At 49.4% G+C, this 24,735-nt stretch carries 10 protein-coding genes and 1 pseudogene; 2 read left to right on the forward strand and 9 right to left on the reverse strand.

What is annotated here, in order from left to right; all coding sequences use genetic code 11:
- Nucleotides 1–499 precede the first annotated feature (499 nt).
- The gene (locus PsAD46_RS16715) at nt 500–2,158 is read right to left on the reverse strand and encodes a DUF1963 domain-containing protein (protein ID WP_063291680.1); all 1,659 of its coding nucleotides are present in this window, start codon (nt 2,156–2,158) and stop codon (nt 500–502) included.
- A gap of 549 nt (nt 2,159–2,707) precedes the next feature.
- A complete protein-coding gene (locus tag PsAD46_RS28150) occupies nt 2,708–3,064 on the reverse strand; it encodes a hypothetical protein (RefSeq protein WP_193776957.1) in 357 nt (118 codons plus the stop codon).
- A 500-nt stretch (nt 3,065–3,564) separates the two neighbouring features.
- Between PsAD46_RS28150 and PsAD46_RS16730 the strand changes: the two genes are divergently transcribed.
- Complete coding sequence (locus tag PsAD46_RS16730) at nt 3,565–4,017, forward strand: hypothetical protein (RefSeq protein WP_063286975.1); 453 nt, start codon at nt 3,565–3,567, stop codon at nt 4,015–4,017.
- Nucleotides 4,018–4,230: 213 nt separating this feature from the next.
- Nucleotides 4,231–4,449, forward strand: a pseudogene (locus PsAD46_RS16735) (helix-turn-helix domain-containing protein); the annotation flags it as partial.
- Between the two features lie 85 nt (nt 4,450–4,534).
- Here the strand turns inward: PsAD46_RS16735 and PsAD46_RS16740 are convergent.
- The 7 genes from PsAD46_RS16740 to PsAD46_RS28265 form a co-directional block, all read right to left on the reverse strand.
- Nucleotides 4,535–4,909, reverse strand: coding sequence for a hypothetical protein (locus PsAD46_RS16740; protein ID WP_063307433.1), 375 nt, complete (start codon nt 4,907–4,909; stop codon nt 4,535–4,537).
- A 386-nt stretch (nt 4,910–5,295) separates the two neighbouring features.
- Nucleotides 5,296–17,979: a hemagglutinin repeat-containing protein gene (locus PsAD46_RS16750; RefSeq protein ID WP_193776958.1), complete on the reverse strand. Its 12,684-nt coding sequence runs from the start codon at nt 17,977–17,979 to the stop codon at nt 5,296–5,298.
- Nucleotides 17,980–18,006: 27 nt separating this feature from the next.
- Nucleotides 18,007–19,740: a ShlB/FhaC/HecB family hemolysin secretion/activation protein gene (locus PsAD46_RS16755; RefSeq protein WP_063307436.1), complete on the reverse strand. Its 1,734-nt coding sequence runs from the start codon at nt 19,738–19,740 to the stop codon at nt 18,007–18,009.
- Between the two features lie 34 nt (nt 19,741–19,774).
- Nucleotides 19,775–20,293, reverse strand: a complete 519-nt coding sequence (locus PsAD46_RS16760) for an invasion associated locus B family protein (protein ID WP_063307437.1) — start codon at nt 20,291–20,293, stop codon at nt 19,775–19,777.
- A gap of 541 nt (nt 20,294–20,834) precedes the next feature.
- Nucleotides 20,835–21,395 carry a recombinase family protein gene (locus tag PsAD46_RS16765; RefSeq protein ID WP_057461808.1) on the reverse strand — a complete coding sequence of 187 codons (561 nt, stop codon included), beginning with the start codon at nt 21,393–21,395 and terminating at the stop codon, nt 20,835–20,837.
- 112 nt (nt 21,396–21,507) lie between these two features.
- Complete coding sequence (locus PsAD46_RS16770) at nt 21,508–24,456, reverse strand: Tn3 family transposase (RefSeq protein WP_084404440.1); 2,949 nt, start codon at nt 24,454–24,456, stop codon at nt 21,508–21,510.
- 39 nt (nt 24,457–24,495) lie between these two features.
- On the reverse strand, nt 24,496–24,735 hold a 240-nt coding region (locus PsAD46_RS28265), incomplete at its 5' end, for a hypothetical protein (RefSeq protein ID WP_208981888.1).

The following is a 24,735-nucleotide window of genomic DNA, read 5'->3' on the forward strand; positions in this document are numbered from 1 at the left end:
TCAGCTGCAGCGCTGGCGGTCCGTGTGTTGTGCCCCATTGTTCACTCCTAATCTCATGATCATGAGCCAAAACACTCCCTTATTCAAATTAACCGATCTGTCCATAAGGCTTCGATGGGGAACAGTCTATAACGGCGCACCAATTGAGTTACTCAAAACAGATAAGCGGCAGCGAGGAACTGATCGAGTGATGGATAAACTCTGGTCCGCGATCTCAGTCTTCGGGCTTGCAGGTTGAACTTATCAAACTAATCGTACGAATCTGTACTCATAACTCATTGTTTTGAGATTGAATTATGTACTTCAGGGCCAAAAGCTGCCATTGGGGCCTTTCAGCCAGCAGTTGAGATCAACTTTGCTAAACTGCTAAACAATGGCCCATAGAGCCTTTTCGTTGTGATCTTAACACATAAGCGATTTTGCTGGATGATCCAGGTTTGCGGCTGACGTACGGCATCTCACTTGTCAATAGCCTAGATGGATCTGTAACCTCGGATTGCTAAGTGCAGTCATAGTTCCATTCCGCCAAATCCCAGCGACCTGCCTTGACATCTTCAGGTCTCATCCAGATTTGCAAGCTACCACCCAGACAGCCCAAACCCATCTCTTTGTCATCCTCCAACTGGAGCAACATGAGATAATTTGCAGTGTTACGGCGCTCTACAGCACCTTGCACATCGAACCCATAGCCAAACATTTGGTGTGGATTGCTTGAGACTCTGGGAAAAGCCCTGATGTGAGGAGCGCAGCTTGGTAGACCCTGCTGGGATTGCTGATATAGGTAGGCATTCACCGTCGGGTGCTGAAGTGAAACGAGTTTCTTAAGAGCATGTCGTATAGACAATAGAATACTTCGCCGCGTGGTATTTGCGGTTTCATAATCAAGTTGCTCGCGCTTGGCCATATCAAACCGCGTATACACGTTCGGAGAAAAGTCCCATTCTCTTTTTTCTTTAAAGGAACGCAACGCTTTGAAAAGACGAGCTTTAGCTTCACCTACTTGCGTTCGGGCGGCCTTATCCGAATTTTGCTTCATTAGTACATGCCATTCCAGATGTATTTCCCTGTAGGTCTCTGAAACGAGTAGTCGAATGGATCGTCTGTCGCTTTCGTTCACCAACTCCATTGGTTGGTGTTCAGCCGCCATCTCAGCGAGGGTCACTACCTGAGCAAGAAAATGTTTTTCAATTTCCTTTGCGTGTGCCGTCAGTTGTGTAGGTGTTTTGCTTTCCCAATAGTCGTGTCGCCTCAGGTTGATACTACGTTGATAGTCCTCCAATAGCTCGTGATTAAACTCTGTTACCATCTGCCAAGTCTGCGGCCAATGGAGGGCAACATTTGTGTCGAGTTTATCGTAACCTCCCCCAAAGATGAGCTGGTCGAAAACTGGGTGGACTAGGGACCAGTCGGGTAAACCCGTGAGTATACTGGTTAGAGGGATTTGCTCCGCTGAATTAGAAAATGCGTCCTGAGCAATTTCTTCACCAAAGTGCAGTGTGTATGCACTACGCCTTGCCGCACTGCTACATTCAGAGACAGCATCAAATATTGAATCCGGTAATCCCTCTGGAACTGGAAAGCTCGGTTCAATAAAACTGTCGCCTTTCACAAGCTCCACTGGGACCTTTCGGTAAGCCCCATCTTCAAAGCTTTGGCTTCGTCTCACCAATTCATTATCAAAAAGGAAACTGTCTTTGCTCGGCGTGAGGTTGGACTTACAGGGGTGCACCTCAATAGGCTCGGTTGGTACTGGACCATGCACGACGCAAACCGTGCGAGGTTTTTGGTCTAGGCTGGTTTGTGCCTCTTTGATTTTATCTTCATCGCCTGATTTGATTGCTTGTTCTAATTGAGAAAGATACCATCCCTCAGGTTCATCCTCTAATCCATGGGGGTGGACAAAGAAGTAAAGGATACCATCCCTGCTAAATTCATAGGGTAGCGTGGGGAGATCACTAAGGTTGATCTGTCCTAAAAAGCTATGAGCATATTTTCCGTCTTCACCGGTATCTCCAGGCCATTCCAACTCTGGTGTTGCAACAGGCCACCCGCCCAAAAAAGTGAGAGACGATGCATTCCTATGCAAGCTATGTTCAATAAAGACAGTCGGCAGAGTGTTCTTTGAAAGATAGTCTTCGATAATCTGCTCTTCACTCATATGCCATAAGCTTGTTTATTCTGGAGTAGGCTGCTAAGGCGCAGCTGAATGCGTTGGGATTTTAATTGAAATCTTGTTGCTTAAACCTTGCGCCAGCCTGAGAAACTTATTTGCATCTCTATTATATGTTGAACTGAAGGGACAAAATGTTCCCTATCGAAGCTTTATGGCTAGACCGATTGATTTGAGTAAGCGAGTGTTTTCGCAATCAGCAGCTGCTTCTTTTGCATAATGGTGCTGCTCGCCCTCTGGTTGGAACTATTGACCGGCCGAGTTTGGCACCCGCAAGCCGCTCCAGCGGGCGAATGGAGGCCCTGGTTCGCAGGGGGCCAACTGCGGACATCCAAGCGGTTCTATTAGGAGTTGAACCTGCTACATGTAGTCCATTGGTCGATCGCATCTCCAGCCGGTCAGTAATTTCAGGATAGACCAAAAAGGCTGATGGGAAGTGCGCATAATTTTTGAACGTTAACTTGCTTCGCAGGTATTTGCTTACCTCAGTATGGAGCAAGGCTCCTACAACGACAAAGAGTGGTTAAAGGCAAATTCTTAATGTGCGCCGTTCTGACGTTCTAGGGCGATTTCCAGTTGGCGTTTTTGGCTAGGAGTGGCAGTTTTCAAATAGTCATAAACCGATTGCAACCTGCCGAGTTCAACCGGCTCCTCAACAACAGTTGGCACCCCAATTTTCGATACAGTCTCGCTATTCAGTAATACCACCAAATTCATAAAACCGTCTGGAGTTTCTGCATACTCCTCCATCACCCATTCACAATACAACAAAGTTATTTGAGGCTCATTCGGGAAAAGAGCGGTGACTTCCTTTGTAATCTCACGAAACCGTGGAAGTTTTTTAAATTTTGCATCTAGCTGGTGCAACTCGTCTGACAGTTCCTCATCAGACATGTTGTGACGCCAAAGTAGGTAAGCAATATATTTGGAGCGTGAACCATCCCATCCACATTTGACACATGCCCCTTCTCGAAATTCATGATCGCAAAGAGGGTACCCGAACAGAACATTCGAGCATTCGTTGCATATACTCATCATTTCTGAGGCCTCATCAAAATATGGGCTTTCGCATTCATCACATTGCTTGATTTTTTGATTCATGAAGAAACAAGTAACACTAATAGTGAAGACAATAAACTCAGCTATGAACTAACGTTTTTAGATTGGGGAGGAGGGCCAGGAGCGGACTTTAAAGTGGTTCCACCAAAGGTTGAGGTAAGTCTTTTTGAAGTAACTGCAGGCGCTTTCGAGAACACTTTGTGGTTGGATCTATGCGCTCAGTGTAGCTGGATGTGTCACAGGTTCGGAGCTCTTATTGCCGATGCTACAGTCCGTCTGGGTGTGGACTTAGTCGGATGCTAGATTATATCAAGTGCGGGCTAGAGGAGGTTTCTATGCTGTGGAAGGATGCAGCTCAACATTTTGAAATCGATGGGTCACTTCGTGATATTATAATAAGTGGAACAACAACATCAGACTGGGACAAACTGATTAGCCTATCCGCAGAGTTTGGCAGAGTGTCGTATGAACGCGACGGGATATCGGCAGAACTTCCAGCTTCTGCCTCCAGGCTATTAAATGACAAAGAACATGCACATGTTTTCAAGGTGGACCTTTGCGGCCCCGTCGCAAATACTCATTTTTTCATCGAAGATGAAATAGAGTTTGATATCGATCCAAGAGAAATCAGATCTCAAGCTACGTTACATAATGTGCTTAGTTTTTGTTCTAAGCTTAGCCGGGCACTAAAACGCGACGTAAAAATTACAGAAGAAAACACCCCTGAAGCCATATTGCTTTACTACCGATACGCTGAACAAGTTTGGCGAATGCCAACGCTGTCATAGTGAGCTAAACCGGACATTTATGGGGGCCAGAACAAGTTTTGCTCGCAGGCGTACGCTAAGCGATTTATCTTTTATTGTCAGTAAGGTGCCTAATAATGTCCGTTTACGGATAGGGATCGATCACTTGGACATAAAATAGGTAAATACCCTTTTGAACATTCCAATGTTCTCTGTTTGTCTGTCTTACCGTACGATTTTTGACAGATCTTGTTCTTGCCCCTCTTTGCAGAGTTTGAAACCAATCTGCGGCGTGAGCGACAAGCGGAAGGCATTGCGGCGGCCAAAACAAGAGGCGTCTATAAGGGGCGACCGCCGCGGATCGATAAGACCGAGATTGAAACACGCCTTGCCACGGGCCAGAGCCCAACGGTCATTGCCCGTGAACTTAGCATCTCAAGAGGGACAGTATACAAGGTGAAGAACCAAGGATAATCACTCTTTGCACCTATTTTCTTTATGGAAAATGTTCGAAGATTCTAACTGTTGGTATCTCAATCTGATGTTTACTTACCCAAGCCTATTGGCTCTCCACTGGCAACCATGAGCCAGAAAAATAACCGGGATCAGGGCAAGCTAGTTTCCAAACCTGATCTGTTGACTTACATTTAAAGTATCGATCTCTCCATTGGTCGCGAGCTTCATCTTTATCAAATATTTCTTCACAGTTACCTTGATGCACCTGATTTTCGATCCACTTTACAAATCTTTTGTGCTCTCCTGGTGAACTAAACGAATGAATTTCTTCCCAATGGCATTCTAACTTCATCTTATCCAACTGGGGTTCAAAGGGTTTAATTTCATACCCGCTTCGATTACCGCCATTGACGTTGCCACAGTTGAGGGTGATGCTCATGTCCGTAGCGACGCTGCGGCTCTTGTTTTTGTTAGACAAGGTATCTCGAACATTTTCAAAGTTTATTTCGCGGCCCCAATATACCGAATAACTTTATTCTTTTTTTCGAGAGAATATCCACCTGACTACTTCTGACTGCCTCTCATAGGTTGGAGGCATATTTGAGATTATCTCGCCGATCACCTTCTTATTGCTTTGAGGAGCTAAGAAATTGGACACGGAGTCTATTTGTACTCCCATATCTTCAATAATATCTTCAGCATCTTCTCGAAACTCATGTTCGTTCAAAACGTAGAATCTTAATACCCAAGGACCAGACGGGACATAATGCAACTGTACATGAAGTAGATTAGTAGTGATATTTCCGAGCATTGCTTGGCACACACAATGTGTGAGCCAAGCCCAATCACTCAAAGACGGTTTCATTAATTTATTGCTCCCCAATTCGGATTTATTGGAACTACACTTGGCTTCTTAGTCCCTTTTATCAGAAAGACATTTGATGGTTGATCCAGATGTCCAGAACCGAGATTGTTGTTAAATCCGGTTACACCTTCATATCTCACAATGGGTTGTCCTTGGTTGTTTGTCCCCAAAAATTCAACCCTTCCCGAGCTAACAGCATCAAGAACATTCTGAGCATCTTCGATACTATTGAAGTAACCTCCTTGACCTCTACCTTCCCATTCTTTCCGGTTCTTGATGTGACGAAACTGTTTTTGCAAAGAAATTAAGTCCGCTATGGTTGAAAAGTCAAAGTCATTCCCTTCGGGATTCGGGTCTTCATCGTTGGGATTCGGCTGGTTATTGTCTTCTAATTCGTCATCATTCCAATCTGGACCTCCGTTATCACCAATGCCCCGATCCTCTTCATTCTCAGATGTAAGCACAATTCTCCCATCTGACAGGACTACAGCTAACCCCAAAGCGATTAAGGTAACCGGGCTTTTTTCGATTAGCCATTTGCTCAGCATGTCTGCGTAACCCTCGGCAACCTTAGGTGGGATACGCGTAACTGGCATACCTGCAACACCGCCGATAGCACAGGCTCGCATAACGGCTTGTGCATGCGCAGACGAAATGAGTAGATCCCATATATTCCAACTCGATTGTGTCGGAGCAGATCCGCAAAGAAGAATTTGCTTTTGGATTTCAGGGTTATCTAGATAAGGAGCAACCTCTTTTGCTACTTGCTGTTCATCTGGAGTAAAGATTTCTTCTTCTGCGAACGCCTCAATTTGCTTTTGTGCAAAATCAGATAGTTTTTCCCCCGCTTCGATTGCTGCCTTTACCGCTGTATCTGATACATAGACGCCGACGTAGTTTTCCTCGTCCTTTGTGACTTCCTGCGCGAGGTTGACATCGCGGTTGAGTTCATCGACGCTCTCGGTCTCACCGCTGTCCTCAAGCTCCTGCTGCCTGTCCTCATCACGGATGATGATCTCACCTTCGCCGATTGTGGCGCGGGTGATCTGGCGTTTGTCGCGGTTGGCGTAGCTGCCCTCAAACTGCCCACCGTAGGTCGTCTCAGCCTTGGTTTCCTGGCTGTCGGTCTGATCTGAGGTATTGTCAGGTTGACCATCAGACTGGGTATCCGGCTTCTTGTCCGTATCCTTCGCCCCCGGCACCGTGAAGTTGACGCCGATAGAGCCACTGAGGTTGGACTGCTTGTCGTGATCGTCGATATCGCTGAAGGTGAGTGTGCCGGTGGAAAGGGTTAGGTCGTCCGTATCTGACGCAATCAGTCCGCCTGTGAGATCCGTGTTGCCAGCCACATCAATCTCAAGGGTTTCTTCCGTGACAATACCGGTTTGCTCGGTGACCCAGGCTCTTGAGCCTTCGCCTTTACTGCCATTGACGCTAAGATTGCCGGAAACATCGCCTGTGAAGATGTCCACCGAGATCCCACCGGAAGCGCCTGCTGAGGAGGACGAGTTGCTGCCGGTATCCTGAATGCTCTCGATGTTCAGATCACCACCAACATCCAGATCGGCCGTCTTAGCGGTGACTTGCGCACCTTTGAGCGTGGTGTCTGCACCGGACGTCAGGTCCAGATTGCCTGCAACATTCAGTTTGCTGTTGGTTTTATAAGTCTGCTCGCTTTCGTGCTTGCCGTTTTGAATGCTGGCATTGACCCCGGCACTAACAGAAATGTCACCTTTCCGGCTGATCCCTGCTGTGACCGAGATCCCTGCGGATTTAGACGAGTTCTTACCGGAACTTGCCATGGTGTTGTCGGCAGCCTCAAGGGTGATCTCACCGCCCGCATCCAGAGTCGCATCCCCGCCCACATCAATTTGAGCGCCTTCACTGGTGATGTCCTCACCAGCTATCAGTGTCAGGTCATTGCCAGCATTGAGCACAGAGACTTTCGCAGCAGAGCTTTCCTCGTGCGATCTGCTCTTTTCACTGGAAACAGTCAGGCTATTGGAGACACCGGCAATGGTGCCGCCGTTCTGTGCTATATCGACAAGAGTGTTGGCCGAGTCTGCCGCCTTCACAGCAGCAGAAACTGCAGTGATCGCCTGATATCCGACATTGCCCTTGCCAGCTGTTGCAGCCTTTGGCGTCTCCACCAGTGTTTTCACTGCACCAGAAACGTTTTCAAAAACACTGACGCTGAGAGCAACTGTATCAACCCGGTGGCTCTCGGAGTGCTCATAATTATCATTGACGGCTTCAAGGTTGATATCGCCTCCAGCTGTCACGCTGAGGTCATTGTCAGCATTCAAGACAGCAGCGGTGGAGTTCACATCCTCACCAGCCTTGATGGTGATGTTCTCACCGGAGACAGAGGACACCACGTTGGTGGTCACATCTGTGTTGAACTTGTGCTTTTGTGATTTGTAGCCAACTGTTGCGCTTCCCCCGCCAACCTCTGCAAAGAAGCCATGGCTTTTCTTCAGCACATCTTCCTGGAACGTGTTTTCTGCGGTGTTCAGATTGACGTCTTTGGCTGCTTCCAAAGTGACATCTGCCTCACTGGAAATCGCAGAAGCAGTGATGTCGACTGAACCGCTGTTTGATTTGATGTCCAGATCATCGACAGTTGCGACCACCGTTCCCACCTGTTCGGTGCTGGACGTCTCCCGGCGCCGGGTTTTGCCGGACAGAAAACCCTTATGTTTTGAATTGCTGAAGCTATACGTGCTTTCTTCCAGCGCGGAGATGGTGACATCACCATTAGCCTCTATGGAGGCGGTGCCATCACTGGCAATCAAAGCGCCTTCAAGCGTGATGTCTTTTTCTGACTTCAGCTTCAGATCATCTGCCACTTGGATGGAAGAGGTCACATACCGGGTCTTGTCTTCAACACCAACACGGTGAACACCATTGCCTTTGGTCTCAAAGTCAAAGTGAGACCTGGCTTCAACACCCGTGACTTTGAGATTGCCGCCGGTGCCCACTTCCAGTGTCCCACCACTGGACAGATCTCCACCAGCGACCAACGTGTCGCCGGTGCTCTTCAGGATCAAAGAGTTTTCCGCCGAGACCGAACCGATTTCCCGCACAATGGTGCCAACACGGTCCTGACCATTGCCGGTGGTTGTGATGAGTGTCTCAACAACAATCTCATTGGCGGCCAGTTCGACAGTTTCACCGGAGATTGTGCCAGAACTGTTGGTCAGTGTGCCCTGGGCGGCGATCAGGACGTCTTTTTTGCCTGAAATCTTCCCGCGTGTGTTGATGACCTCACCTGCGCTGAGATTGACGCTACCAGCAACAATAATCGCCCCATCCGTATTCCGCCGGTTCTTCGCATCGGCAAGATAAAGGCGAGGAACCAGAGCTTCATGACCTGCAATAACGGTTTTTTCGTACCAGACAATGTCTTGTGTCAGCTGTGCGACTTGTTCTGCATTTAAAGAGATCCCGTAGCCAAGGTCCAGATCTTCAGCAGCTTCTGCCGCATTGTGCATGAGCTCGCGGACCTGATCGGCATCAGATCCAACCCCATCGGAAATCCAGCGATCACCAGTTGCAGCAATGACCTGGTCCGTAATCAGTCGGGTATCAAAATACGGATCGCCCAATGACTGTCCGTAGTGATCCAGACTTTGAATGCCGAGCTTTTCGGCAAAGTAGGGCAGGCCAAAGAAACTGGTCTGATCGACGAACTCAAAGCGGGTCTCAATCAGATAGGTTTTATCATCCTGCGCAGGTGTGAACAGCTGCGGATTGGTGGTCAGACCAAGCGTGCGCAGAAAATCCTGACCAGAGGTCTCTCTCGGATTGAGGGTGTCAGGGTCATCTAGATCAAGGTTGCCAAACTCAAGGTCATCAATGGAGCCCAGACCGGGTATTAAAGGTGTCGGTGCACTGATCGTTGAGCCATCAAGGCTGTCGCCTTTGGTGAGGCCAGTCGTATTTGTCTGCAGGATCTGCGTGTTATTGGCTAAAGTATAACTGCCTGAATTTTGCGAGGCCTCATCGGTATCTGCAGCCTCTGCACCAACCTGGCCATCTGCATTAAGTTCGCCTTGTTTTGTGACACCTTGTGTCTTTGGCTGTTCCCCGCTATTGGCGAATATGAAGCCGTCGGAGTTTTCAGAAGCCTCATCGGCATCTGCCTCCTCCGTGCCAACCAACCCAGCGGTCTGCGAGCCAAGTTTGCCTTGCTGCGTGATGCCTTGTGCGCCTGAGCCGGTTGCAATGCCTGAAGAACTTTCCAGATTTAAGTTAGAGGTTGTAACGTCATCTGCAGCCGTATTGGTCAGCGTGCCGGAAAGATTGCCGCTCAGCGTACCACCTGCATGGATAATGCCGGGAGCTGCGGCAACGGTAGAAGTTTCAACCGTTTTCTGATCGGATTTTTGAATATAGCCAAGCCAGCCAAAACCCCTGTGCTCTCTTCGGGAGTTATAGCTGAGCTTTACACCATATGTTCTTGATGCTGAAACGCCCTTGTTTTCAAGGCTTCCACCGCTAATTGACAGATCAACAGCTGCATTTATTTGACTATTCTCGTTGAGGATTGACCCTGCATCAATCGTGATATTGCCAGCTCCAGCGAAAATTTTTGCAGCAGACGTTTTATACTCAATCTCTTCTTGTTCAATGTAGACAATCGCCTGCCCGCCCGTCGGAACCCTATGTTCTTCATCAGGAGAGAGAACATTCCAGCGCTCAAGGTGATCTTTGTAGGGATCAAACTCATTTTTATTCTTAGGGGCATATTCTTTCCACCAGTCAGGATTCCAATCTTCTGGACGTGCGCCCTTATCTTCCAGAATTCGCTCGATTTGCACGATATCTGGAAGAAACACGTAACCGGTACCACCTTGCCTATCGAATAAATTACCAAGAGTGTAATTTGAAGCCGCTCCAGAATTTCTATAAAAAGATCGATTGTCGTTTATCCATTCAGGCGGGTACGAACGATAGATATAATTATTTGCGTACTCATATGTTTTGAGTGTTTTTTCGACCTTCGTGAGGTTTTGCAGGTCTTGGGTGCGCAAGGTGATGTCACCCTCAAGAGACTCAATTCCACCACCATTATGGTTGAGAAGCTGGGTGCTGCGTGTGCCGACACTCTGGCCTTCAATGGTCAGGTTTCTCTTGGCAAGAATGAGCCCACCGTCATTGTCGAGCGTGGTGCTGTGCAGCTCTAAATCCTGACCACTGACCAGAGCCCCTTCATTGTGAATATTGTCGGCATTAAGGGAGAGTGTGCCTGACCTGCTTTGCCAAACAGCATTTTCTTCAATGGAGACATCGCCGGTTGTGGTGAAGGTAAATCCGGTACCTCCAGAGAAAAGACCGTTGTTGACAACGGTCCGTCCAGAAATTGTAAGTTCGCCCAGGCTTTCCAGCCGCGCAGAAGCAGCGTTGGTCAGTGACGCATCAGCGGTATTCCTGAGTGTGACAGTTGTGCTACTTGAGGAATTGATCGTGCCGTCATTGTTAAGAGTTTTGGCTTGAAGGCTTACCGTACCATTGGACAAGATCTTTGCTGTTGGTCCGTTGGTGAGCGTGTTGCTTGCTCTAAGGCTTAAGGCGCTACCAGCGCTGATTTTGCCGGTGTTGGAGAGAGATCTGGCATCGAGTGTGAGCGTATCTGCGTAAATTTCTGCTGCGCTTTTAACACTTACGTCCTTGGTAAGGGTTGCAGAGAAGAGCTGATCTGAAACAATCTTGCCACCTGCGCTGATGGTCAGAGCCTCGCCCTCAAGGATCATGTCTTTTGCGCTCTCAAGCGAACCAGACACGCTCAGCAGATCAGTTGTCAGATCCAAACTTCCTTGAGAAAGAACCTGCCCACCAGTCGCAATCACCACAGCGCCATCAGCATCAAGGGTCATATCAGCAATGCTGATAAGAGAACCGGCTCCCGAATAATCATCAAATTCTGCAAGGAGGGAACTGCCACTATAAAGACTTCCCGTATTGATCAGATCGCCCTGAAGCGCGAGTTTGAACCCATACTCACCTGTACGGCTGTCTTTTCCAGCAAGGTTTGCCTTCACACGGCCAGAGTTGGTAAGAGCGCCTGCACGAGCTGTCAGCGTGATCGCATCGTTAGCCTCAAGAAGGCCCGCATTTGAAAGACTGTCTCCGTCCAGTTCCAGCGTTGCCAGAGACGTGATCGTCCCCGCCGTTTTAACCTCAAGCTTTCTACTTGCCTCAAGTAGCATTTTCCCTTCGGAGAAAAGGGCTCCTGCAACTGTCAGGTCCTGGGCAGCAGAAAGACGCAAATCATGCCCTGACTTTAAATCAGCATCAGCAACAAGGTTCAGATCCCCACCACGGGCTGTTATTGCCACGCCCTGCAGCCCCTTAAGCTCTCCTCCCAAAGACATAGTGCTGGCGCTAAGGTCAAGCGTTTCCTGTGCTTTTGTCTGAACCTGATTTCCGTGTTGGTTGAAGCTGCCTGCTGCATCAAGAGTGAGAGCGCCAAGGGAGATGATCTTACCCTGATGATCAACGTCACCAGCAGAGGTCAGGGTCAAATCCCCTTGCTTTGACTGAATGATACCCGCAGAACCAACGGCCAGATCACCACTGAGGCTTTCAAGTGCAGTGGCATCCCCGCTTAAGGTCCCGTTTGTTTCAATGCTGGCTGCACTCATGTCCAGAAGGCCAGATACAGAAACAACGCTGCCCGTGCTCTGAATCAGATTTCCAGATGCATTGATGATCGCATCGCCGCTTTGAGTGGCCATGCTGCCTGAGAGGATAAGATCCGTATCCGCATCAAGTGCGAGGTAAGTGGCTGCCTGGGTGATCCCGCCCAGCTGGACCCGTCTGGTGCCTTTTATATCAACAAAGCTGGCAAAGCTGACCATCTGGCCGGAGCTGGTCTGGGTGAAGGCACCGGTTTTAGCCTCCACGTTCAAGTCACTTTGAGCCTGCAGCACGCCAGTGTTTGCGATTTCGCCAGCTATAATGTTTAAATTGGTATCAGAGCGAACAAGAGACGTGGCGCTTGAGTTATTCAGCTTGCCACGAAGTTGCAGGTCAAGACCTTGCTCGCCATAAATCTGACCAGCATTTTCCAGATGAGTACCAGCACTCAGGCCGCGCAATGTAAGTTTTCCATAGTTACTGGCAACTTTGCCGCTGGCTCCAATGCTGGATGTACCTGCTTTCGTCAATGTCAGATCCAGATTACCGTTGCTCAGGATCTCGCCGTTAGTGTCAAGCTGTCCAGCTTTCAGGACCAGTGTATCCGGGGTAGCGATTGAAGCTGTAGCATCGCTCATGTGAACGGTGGCATCAGCCGTGATACTCAGCTCGCTAGCCCCATAAAGCGTTGCAATACGCCCAGCTACCTGTTTCCCGATGGAAAGGTCCTTGCCAACCGATAGTGTGCCTGCGCCCAACGTCTGTAAATAACTACCGTCCTGAAGCGTGACATTCCCCGTTGTGGTTAAGGTGAAATCAGAGAGCGATGCCAAAGTACCAGCATTATCAACCGAGGAGAACGTTCCGGTAAAGTCGCCGTCAGATAACACACGTGCGTTGTCACTGATTGTCAAAGTGCCAGCATTCAAGAGCATATCGCCAGTGCTCTCAAGCAAGCCAGCAACATTCAATCCAGCGGCCTTCAGATCCAGATCACCTTCGGCGATGACTTGCCCGCCGGAACCAATGGTCATCGCCCCAGCTGTCTTAAGCTCCATGTCTGCGATGCTGTTGAGGGAACCGTTTCCTGAGTAGCTGTCAAATTCAGCAAAGACAGAGCTGCCGCTGTAAAGTGTGCCTGTATTGACCAGGTCGCCCTTTAAGGAGAGTTTTAAGCCATATTTACCGCTGCGCTCATCCTTCCCGAGCAGGTTGGCCTTTACGATACCAGAGTTTGTCAACCCACCCTCATGGGCTGTAATTGAGATCGTATCATTGGTCTCCATCAGGCCTGATGATGCGAGACGAGCAGCCTCAAGAGAAATGGATTTGGCACTGGAGAGCTGCGTGCTATCTGCAATATTAAGAGCTTGTGCGGCGACAAAGTTCATGTCTCCTGCTGAATAAAGCTCTGCTCCTTTAAGGATATTAAGCGCACCGTCGCCCGCACTTAAGCTGACGTTTTCCAGACCTGTAACCTCACCAGCAATCGACACGCTTGCCGCGCTGATATTAAGGGCAGCTCTGGCACTTGTCTGCGCCAGATCACCACGCTGCGTGTAGGCTTGCGCTGCATTGATGGAGAGCTGACCAAGAGAGATGATCTTGCCCTGGTGGTCAATAGCCCCAGCAGAGGTGAGGGTCAGATCGCCTTGTTTTGACTGGATGATGCCGGCTGAACCAATTGCAATATTACCACTCAGGCTTTGAACGGTTGTGGTCGCCCCGCTCAGTGTTCCGCCAACCTCCAGACTGGCCGCCTCCACATCCATCTGCTTAGTGGTTGAGATCACACTGCCTTGTGCCTGAGTGAATACCTGGGACGCGCGTATAACGGTGCCTCCATCTAACGAGGCCACACTTCCAGAAACGGTAAGATCCTTTCTTGCATCAAGTGCGAGGTAGGAGGCCGCTTCTGTAATACCTCCCAGCTGGAGCGAGTCAGCTGCATCAATGTCAACAAAGCTGGCAAGGCTGACCATTTGGCCGGAACTGCTCTGAATAAAAGCGCCAGATTTAGCTTCCACGATCAGCTCATCTTGAGCCTGCAGCGTGCCTGCTGTTACGATCTCATCAGCGTTGATATTTAGTTTGGCCTTTGAGCGAATGAGAGAGGCCGCGCCTGAATTTTCCAACTTACCGTTAAGACGTAAGTCAAGATCTTGCTCGCCATAGATCTGGCCAGCATTTTCCAGATGAGTGCCAGCGCTCAGGCCGTGCAGTGTAAGTGTCCCATCGTTGCTGGCAATTTTACCGCTGCGACCAAGGCTGGACGTACCTGCTTTTGTCAATGTCAGCTCCAGATTGCCGTTGCTCAGGATCTGGCCGTCATTGGCAAGCCTTCCAGCTTTGAGGGCCAGTGTATCCGGGGTGGCGATTGAGGCGGTCTCATTGCTCAAGTGAACGGTGCCATCTGCCGTGATACTCAGCGCGCCAGCCCCGTAAAGTGTGGCGATATGCTCAGGAGATCGGGCTCCAACAACCAGATCACCGCCAACCTTAATGAGACCTGTACCAGAAGATTTAAGATAGCTGCCGCCCAGAAGCGCAACACTACCGGAACTGGATAAAGTAAAATCAGAGAGTGAAGCTAAAATGCCTGCGCTTTGGGCAGACGCAACGGTTCCGGTGAAGCTTCCTCCAGAAAGCACCTGCGCGTTGTTACTGATCGTCAATGCGTCGGTGTCCAGGATCATATCGCCTGAGCTCTCCAGCAAACCAGAAACGCTCAGCCCGGAAGCCTTCAGATCAAGGGCACGTTTTGAGAGGATCTCTCCGCCAGACCCGACGGTGACATCTCCTTTGGCCTCAAGCTCCATGTCTGTCAGGCTGTTGAGGGAACCGGTTCCTGAGTAATTGTCAAAAGCAGCAAAGAGAGTGCTGCCACTTGTCAAAGTTCCCGTATTGACCAGATCACCCTGGAGCGAGAGCTTCAGACCATATTCTCCTGTGAGCCCGACCTGTCCATTCAAGTTCGCTTTTATGGTGCCTGAGTGGATCAAGCCGCCTTCTCGGGTGGTAATTGAGATCGCATCATTTACCTGGATCTCACCAGAAGTGACAAGGCTCGCACCTTCCAACTGCATTGCCTCAATGCTGGACAGACTTGTGTTAGCTGCAATGTTCAGTGTTCGTGCCGCCGTTAAAGACATGTCCTTTGATGCAAACAATTCTGCGCCGGCGAACACGTTAAGATTACCTTCGCCCGCTGTGATCGTAACGCTGTCCAGTCCTGTGACTTCGCCAGCTAACGAGATATCTGCTGCACTGATATCAAGAGCAGCTTTGGCTTTTGTCTGGGTCAGATCTCCGTGTTGTCTGTAGCTGCCGTCTGCATCTACCGTGAGTTTACCAAAGGAGATCACTTTGCCCTGATGGTCAAAGTTGCCTGCAGATGTGATGGTGAGATCACCTTGTTCAGCCTGAATGGTGCCTGTGTTTCCAAGAAAGGTATCGCCAGTTAAGCTCTCAACACTCGTGGTCGCACCGTTTAGTGCGCCATCACTATCAATGCTGCCAGCTTGAACATCTAAAAGACCAGATGCAGAAATGGTACTTCCATTTGTCAGCGCAAGAGCATCACCCACACGGATCGTTGCCGCACCACCTAGGGCAGCAAGACTGCCTGTGACGGTTAGGCTGTCCTGACCATCCAGAGTCAGGCCTGTTGCCGCTTGTGTCACACCTGCCAGCTGAGTGTGACTTGTGCTATCTAAGTCAATAGACCCGGCAAGGCTGACCATCTGGCCAGAACTGGTTTGTGTAATGCCGCCATTGCTGGCTTCAACCTTCAGCTCATCGTTGGCCTGAAGCGTGCCAGTGTTTTCAATGGTCTGTGCGACAAGGCGTAGAGTCTCGCCCGAACGGATGCGCGCGGTAGAGGTATTGTTGGTGAGCGTACCAGTCAATCTGACATCTATGCCTTGCTGTCCATAAAGCTCTCCGGAGTTGATCAGGTGAGTATCCTGGCTCAAACCTCGAACGGTCAAGGTGTTATTGCTTGCCAGTCTGCTGGTTGCCTCAAGGTTGGAGGTGCCTGCATTGGTCAAGGTCAGGTCCAGCGTGTCTGCGCTGAGGATCTGCCCGGCCACATCAAGGCGTGCTACATCTATCTCCAGCGACTTAGCACTTGATATACCTGCGCGCTCATCTGTAAGGATCAGTGCGCCGTTTAGTTTAAGATCAAGGGCTTTGCCGCTATAAAGTGTGGTTGTCCGGTGTAAGGCTTTGGCTCCAACACTCAGATCCCCACCAATTGTGAAGGTTCCGCGTCCTGAAGAGCGAACATAGCTGCCATCTTCAAGCCTCACATCCCCATCACTTGTAAGGGAAAGGTTACTCAAAGAAGCAAGCAAGCCTGCATTTTGAACGGAAGACGATGTGCTGATCAGATTGCCCTTAGCAATAACCCGTGCACCACTGGAAATGGTCAGAGCGCCACTTTTAAGGCTCATTGCCCCGGCACTTTCCAGCGCTCCCAAGATGGAAAGCGCTGCTGCTGAAGTCAAGTCCAGAGTGCCTTTGGCAAGCACTGATGCTTGTTCAAGAAGGCGTGCATCCCCAGCCTTAACAGTCAAGTTGCCGTCTGTTTCCAACGCCTTACCAACAACGAGCGTACCTTTTGAATTCAAAGTGACAGTATCTTTTGCAAAAACATCTGCCAACAAAGATATCTGCCCACCAGTAATGCCCAGATCGGATTTGGAAAGAAGCCCTTGTGTCTCCTCACCAAGAACGACTGCATCTGCGGCATTGATCAGGATTGATCCGGCGCTTAGCTTGCTATTTGCTCCTGAGACAGAGTAACTCTTTGCTGTAATAGTAGCTTTGCCTTCGGCACTCACTCTGCCTTGCTGATTGATGGTTTTTGCCTGTAAAGAAGCATTTTTTCCGGCACGAAGAACAGTATTCGCACCCAGCTGTAGGTCTTGCCGGGCTGTGAGTGTGAGTTTACCTCTTGCTTCAAGAGCCTTGCCTTCCCGATCAATCCCAGCTGCAATATCCCGGCCATTTGCCAGGATGTTACGGGCACTCAGCGCAATATCCCCAGCAGCTGCAACCACAGTTTCTGGAGAAAGAACAAGATCACCTCCAGCTTTAAGCTCCACAGTATCGGCGGCGTAAACAACCGAACTGTTACGCACCTCCACATTCTTCCTGGAAACCACGCGTGTGGGACCAGCACTATTTACGCTTCCCAGCGAAATCTTTCCGGATGCATCAAGTGTAAAGCCGCCACTGGCAGCGACAACGCTGTCGGGCGCACGCACGCCGACGCCGTCTTCGGTCCCAACCAGCGTGATCTTGCCTGCATACATGCCGCCCAGAGCTGAGGAATCGATGCCAAACTTAGGTTTGTCAGAGCCATCATCAGCGCGAGCGGTGATGTTGCCCGTTGCAGGATCATAGGTATTGCGTCCTGCAAACAGGCCCAGATAATCGCCTGCATTGATCTGTCCATTGACCTCAATGCTGCGTGCAACGATATCAAAGTAGTCTGTTTCCTGAGCGCTCAGGCCGTTGGGACCGATGGTAACAGAGCCTTGATCGACAATGATCTCTTTAAGTATTCCGTTCTCAATATGAGGAACACCGGTTGAAAGAGTTGCTCTGGGAATATTAATGAACCCGCAGCCATTACAGGTCATGCCGTTGGGATTGACGAGGATATAACTTGCTGCCTGACCGTGAACCTCGGTCGGTCCTTGCAGCAAGGACCGATTTGAGGAGGTCACCTCGTTTAAGATGAGCGAGGCCGCACCGTTTTTAAGGTTGGGATTTTGCTCGATGATCCCGCCAAGATCTGACGGGCTCATCTGGATGGAATTATTCAGGATCAGACCGTCTTTGCCCACATTGAAGTCAAGGAACTTGTTGTGTGACAGACCTGAGCTGGTGGGCGTAACGATGTTGACCACTGGCACGCCATTAGGAGCTTCCAAAACACCTGGGGTATTGGAATTTGGATCAGGTGTGAGGCTTTGCGCGTAGGCTGGGATAATGCCTTGAGTAAGAAAGGCTGCACAAAAAAACGAATTCAAAAACTTCTTCATGACAAACCTTAATGATCAAAATTGTGCGCTCAGGCGTAGTTGCGCCCGGACAAAACCGCGCTGCGGAGCAGAGACAAACTCGGGATGATAAAGTGGGCGCTCATAGGCAAGTTGGCCGGATAACAAACCACCAGACAGGCGCAGTCCTAAAACACTACCCGCCATTCCCCCGCCTTCATTGGGATCGTGACCATCAAAGGCAATCCGGCCACCATCAAGACCTGCAAACAATTGTGGCCGGCCAAGCGCTTTCTGCAAAACCTGCGGAAACGAAGAAACATCCGGAGACCAGGTCATCTCAGATTGCAGATACCCGCCAATGTCGCCTGACAGGCTGTCATCACGAAACCCGCGTACACTGCCGGGACCACCAAGACCAATCCGCTCGCTGGCAACCAGAGTATGTGACGATGCTGAGGCGAAGCCTTTGAATGATAGCCCTATTGGACCATTTGGGGTTTGCCAGCCCTTGCGCCATGAGGCAGATAGCTCCACTTCGGAAAACTGACCTCTTGGCGTTTTATCACTGAAAATAGTGTCAGAGTGTGCAGCAAACGCATCAATGCCCTGACGCCAGGATAATTTGACGTTTCCGGCCCCTTGAAAGACCTGGCCTGTCCATGCTGCGGATATATCGACAATAGAAAGCCGCTTGCTGGAGGCATCAATGTATCTGCCAGTGACGAAGTTGCGGCTTTCTTTCAAAGTAAGACCAGCGCTCAGCAGAAATTGATTGGTCTTATCGCGATAGGCAACAAAATCGGCACCCATACGAGCTTCCCAACTGTCTCCGTTGTAATCAAAGCTTTGAACTGCAGAAGTCACCTCTGAAGCGTATTGCTGGAAGGAACCACTCATGGACAGCGTCAGATAATGCCAGGGAATAGAAGCATACCCATTGATAGAGCGCGAATAGACATTGCGATCCAGATAATCCAGCGTGGTCTTTGCACTGACCGTCAAGCTCTCATAAAAGCCCAGGGCATCTTCAAGAGTAAGAGATCCAGAGAGTTGATGGCGTCCTGTTGACTTTGAGCCTTCGTTATTGAGCTGAGTAGATATATTGGCTGCGTAGGTGTCTTGAACATCAATAAAGACCCGGCTGCCGCCGATCGCATCCCCCGGCTCAATTCTGATTTTGGCAGTTTTGGAGCCCAGACGGTTGATTTGATCAAGCCCTTGCTCAAAGTCGCGAATATTAAGGATATGTCCCTGTCGGTTGCCTGTAATTTGCAGAGATCTGGCGCGTTTAGTATCACCTTCCAAAATGACCACTTCATCAACGTTACCTTCGACAACCAAAACTTCCAGTCGTCCTACAGAAATATCCTGAGGCTTCAAATAAGCCCGCGATGTGACAAACCCTTTTGCAATATAATAGTTTGTGATCTGCCGTAGAACGTTCTGCAAACCAACCGAGCCAAGGCACCTTCCTTCAAAAGAGATAAGTTCGCTTTTGAGTTCTGATACAGGTTCCTTGAGTTCACCAAGCAGCACGATCTCCTGGACATCAAAACAAGCACTCTCTTGCCCTGATAGCAGTTCTAATTTTTGAGATTTTTGCCGACTGACCTGCTTATGATCACCAAGTATCCGTTCTTGTTCAAGGCGGCGCTGTTCCTGTTCGCGTATGATAATGTTTTCCTGATCCTTCAGAATCTGATCAGGAACTGGCTGTGCCCGGGCAATATTTGAGGCAACACAAAGAGACAGAATAAAGGGTGCAACAAATTTGCGCAGAAAAATCATGAAAACAAACAGACTAATGACAGCAATGAGAAGCTTAGGACGGATTAGAAAGAGCGTTCAGGCGCGCAAAAGCTGCAGAAAAGCCAGACAGAGACAACTCAATTGAGACTGGTTGCTGAGAAGAGATGGACTTGAGCGTTAATGTCAGGTTCTGACCAGTCTTAAGCTGCTCAGTAAGCGCATCGCTCAGTTCAACTGGAGCAAGACACCCAGCAGGCAGGCACGTTGAAAAGGCAAGCCCCTCAAAAGCCGCTTGCTCATCAATCTTTGCATTGATCCCGGCATCAAGTTCCAGACCAAAAGGCAAGATTAATGTTCCTGTCACTGGAGCTCGACCAGCTTGCTTATCAATCACAAAGGCTAATACTCGTTGTCCGGATTGTTTGGATGATAATTCCTGCATCATCTGGCAGGTCTGCTTGCCTTCAACCGGAACACAGCGTAGCGTCCAGTCCTTGTAAGTTTCCACTTGGGAACTCGGCAGCTCTTGTGCAAATGAAGGTGTTGCTGACATAAGCCCAAGTGCCAACAGTGCGGACAGTATCTTATTCATCGAAAATCCATCATCCAAATAATGATTTGCGCATTTACGCGTGCGGAAGATGACCTTCTGATGTGGGAACCGTCAATTAAATAATTAAATGCAAATTTAACTAAATAGTCAAAATCAAATCCATTTATTCAAAATTACTTAAATATTCAACACGCCAACTATTACTGGTTATATTTGTTGAACTAAGTGAAAAATAATCACCTACCAGAACTAACCTTTCCTAAAGCCTCGAAGGCAAGAATTAACTGGCGAGTCGCCAGCACCAGCATCAATGAAAAGAATAAGCATCACGCAGAAACCTGACGAGTATGGATTGTGATCTGGCCCTCACCACTGATGGAGGCTCCTCAAAATGGCGCTAGACAAACATTAAGCAATCTAATGTTCTCGGTTTTGGTCAGCATCGGAGCTATGAGTTCATAAGGTCGCAAGCAACACATTCCACTGAGGAAAACCTGCCAATAGCTTGTTCACTAATTGTTCTTCAAGGTGGCCATATAGGCCCAGTTCCCTCGAAGCTGCAAAAGTGGCAGGATTTCAGTCAGTGAGGCGGGGTTGTCTTCTTGATCCTGTCTATTGTCGCGACGCCGACGTTAAAATGCCGGGCAATCCCGCGAATGGACTGCCCGCTCAGGAGCATGGTGCGCACCTGCTCCTGCTGATGCGGGGTCAGCTTGCTTTTGCGACCAAACTTGACGCCGCGCTTTTGAGCAGATAGGCGTCCTTCTTCGGTGCGGTCTTTGATCAAGTCCCGCTCCAGCTCGGAAAGTCCTGTAAATACAGTAAGTAAGAACTTTCCCATAGTGCTTGTTGTATCAGCCCACGGCTCTCTTAAGGAGCGGAAAAGCGCCCCTTTTTCTCCCAGCTTGGCTGTGATGTCAAACAGATCATAGGTGGATCTGGCCAACCGATCCAGACTTGCAATAACAAGTGTATCTCCCGGTTCGATTTGGCCCAGCATTTTCTCAAGCTGCGGTCTTAACCGGTCAAGGCCAGTGCGTTTTTCCTGATAAATCCGCTCACAACCAGCCTCCTGGAGCTGCTGGAGCTGCGTGGCGAGATTTTGTCCCGTCGTTGAGACCCGTGCATACCCGATCAGCATGGAAATTGACCCGTTTCTACCTGACTAATTCGGAACAAAAATACGGATCTACTAACCTTATGTTTTCGCGCGAGTAAAAAATCGTTCGGTTTCTTATAAGTTTCGGAACACATCATGCAGCCAGCTCCAGGTCATGTAAGGGTAGGCGAGCTTCCATATCGAGCGGGAATTCCCCGTAAGGGTTGTAGTGGCTGTGAGGTAGTGGTGATAGGCCTGCCCAGTCCCGTTCTGTCATGCGTGCAGCCCATACCGGGTCGCTAAGTACGTCCTGAATCATGAGGGTATTGATGTAGACCATACTGGATTGAAGCAGGTGAAGACACAGAGCGGAGGTCTCCTGATCCTCAAGTCGATTGCTGGTAAACTCGCCAGCCTTACCGAAACAAATAAAGTTGTTCACGCCGTTCCAGCGTTCCACCACATTAAGCCCGCTATGTATCTCCTGACGCAGCTGCTCTGAGTTCAGATACCTGCACAGGAAAATAGTTTTGGCAGCCCGGCCGAGCTCTAATAGCGCCATATAAGTCGGGTGGGTTGACGCTCCTCTGGAAAACCGACGTAGGATAGCTTCAGGGTCGGCAGTTCGGGTATAAAGAGCCGAAGCGAGCCGGATCATCTCATGATATTGCTGTTTGATCAGATCCCAATCAATTGGCCTATTGGCAAACAAGGGGTCGATATGGCGATAGCTCTGCTCACTTTTAGGCCTTGCTCGCACCAGCTTCTGGCGGGCGATCCCCTTGAAGCGCGGCATCAGGTCAAAATCAAGTAATGTACAAAAAGCAAACGCAATGAGACTTTGGCCATGAGTGTCAACATATTGTCTGTCAACTTCCATTTCCGTACAATGATGTAGAACCCCCTCCATCATTGAAGCTACTTCGGAAGAGGAACAGCGCTTAAGTTGTGAGTGAATGCAAGTGGCGTTCGTATCGACATGCCAATAGATCATGACCCCACGACCATTATAGCGCTGATGCCATTCAGTCATCAGGTTCTGGTCCCATGCCCCGAACTGCGTGGAATCTGAGGCACAGCTGGTTGACCCATCCCCCCAGATCTCCCTTTGGCGGATTTGCATGGTTGCATTGGCAATCAGCCGTGTGGCTTGTCTGAGATTGTCCGCATGAATATACCGCCGACGCAGATACAGAAGCTCCTTGTAACTTACCCCATTCTTGCCTGCTGCAAGCGCTTTCAGGCCCATACTCGTTCCAAGTCCGTAAAGCACCAGAAGTAACCTTCGGGATAGTTCCTCACCTTTCAAATGTTGCCTGGAGGCCGTGGAACTGAAATGCTGAGAAAATCCAACTCGCAAGTCAGTTTCCTTTAATGCATCTAAAAGGCTGGTGACGGGCCAACGTTTAACAAGTTCATCGCGCAGGGCCTGAAGGTTCGGCGGTTCCGGTTGAGCTTTCAAGGGGCTAACGGAAATGCGTGCTTTATCGCCTAGCATCTTAATGCGGACCGACGAATTTCCCGCCAGGCCCTGGTCGAATTCAGTTAGAGCAGTTTGCATTTGGCCGGATAAGGTTCTTACAAATTCCTCCGCAGAAGAAGGTAAGTCCAGCTGCTGGCAGTACTCCTCCCGTTTGGCTTCGAAGTCTTGCGGCAAATCTTTAGCTGGGTCGCAAAATCGTCCGGCATTTTCCACCCAGATTTCCTTGGTGCGCAATTTAGCCCGCAGCTCATGCAATACACAAATCTCATAATTGATACGATTGACACGTTCTTGCCCGCGTGCAGAACTTTCAATAACACACTCGCGCCATTTAGGTTGGATCACGTCATCCACTGCCACCTTCTCAATTGGAAAATAGCGTGAAGCAGCGTCATGGGGACAACGAAGCAAAGAAAGGGCCTCTAGTAGCGGCTGGCACCACAGGTTGGTTGAACGGAATTCCAGCGTCGAGAGGAGTGGCATCATCATGCGCCGGTAATGTTGTGCATAAGACGTCCTAATCTTCCGATAAATGCGCTTCACATAAGCTGGCCCGTCAGAGCGATACTCTTTGACCAGATCGGCAATTGTCTGCTCCCCTACCACAGGATAGATGACTTGACGCACGCTTCCTTCCGGTTCCGCATTGGCAGCCTCTGCAATCCGAAACAGCAATGTTGTTTTACCGTTTACCTTTGTGAGTTCTCCAACAAGTTCGCTAACAACCCTTTTCTCAGCCCGGACGGCGATCTTGTGAGTGATTCCAATCAATGTTTCGACCAGGTCGTCAATCAGCTCAGTTTCTCGTTTGGCGCTGTAAATGGCCAGAAGTGCTAGGCGTGTCATCTCAGGATGCCGCCTTAATTCCCAAACATCTTCAGAACCCGCTCGTTGGCGATAGCGGGCAACCAATGCTGTAGGAAATTTATCAAGGAAACCTGAAGGCAGGCCGATCTGCCGGATCAACTGAAGCCGATCAATAATCGTCAATATCGATTCTAGGCTGGGTTTACCCGGTCCAGAGCGTAGACGCGAAAATTTTGAGGGACGTGGCGTGGTATCAAGCAGGTCATTCAGCGCAGTGCAAGCGCTGTCTGTAAGAGCCCCAACAATGCTCTCAAACAGCTCGATCTCAAAAATACGCTCTGCCTCTCCAAGCAGGCGCTTTAATGCTTTTGCCTTTGGTAACTCGTAGCGTTGTGTTGAAAACCAGGCTTTAACCTCTGCTGTCACTCTGTGTGGCTCCAATGCCTGAGGCAGGAGCTCTGACAGAAGCCAGTTCTTAAAATCTTGCTTGCCGGTTTGGTCAAAACGGCGCAATTTCAAATGGGCGCGGACTTCTTGCGCATAGTCTCGCATGCTGCGTTTTAGAGCTTGCTCATTGTCCAAGCGCTCAAAATTTGCTGATACCTGAGCGGCAAGAAAGTCAATAACCTCAGTAGAAACACTCGACAATGAACTCGGGAAACGCGCATAAAGCTGATAATGTTTGAGCATATATGCAAACAAAACTCGCCCAACCGCAGAGCGACCTTTAAGCAGCTGAATTTCCTCATCTGAAAGAACCCAATGCTCACGCAGTTCAGCCCCTGACCATACCCGCTTCAATGTCCACTCCAATATATTTTCGGAACATTAATGCGGATCAAATCAAAATTGTCAACTCAAAGTACAATTTCTAAAATTCTGCCACTTTTGCAGCTTCGAGGGAACTAGGCCAACCTGCGTAGCTATGGCTTTTTTGATCTGTCGTGCGAGAGAAAGTGCTTGGTCGAGAGAGGCTGTTTTGCCGCCTAAGGCAACCTGAAATTCATCAACGGATCTGACGTATTCAAGCTCAGCCATGCTATCGACGACACGCGCTATTTTTTGATTGACCTTGACATATAGCGGATGACG

The organism is Pseudovibrio sp. Ad46, assembly GCF_001623065.1.
Taxonomy (GTDB): Bacteria; Pseudomonadota; Alphaproteobacteria; order Rhizobiales; family Stappiaceae; genus Pseudovibrio.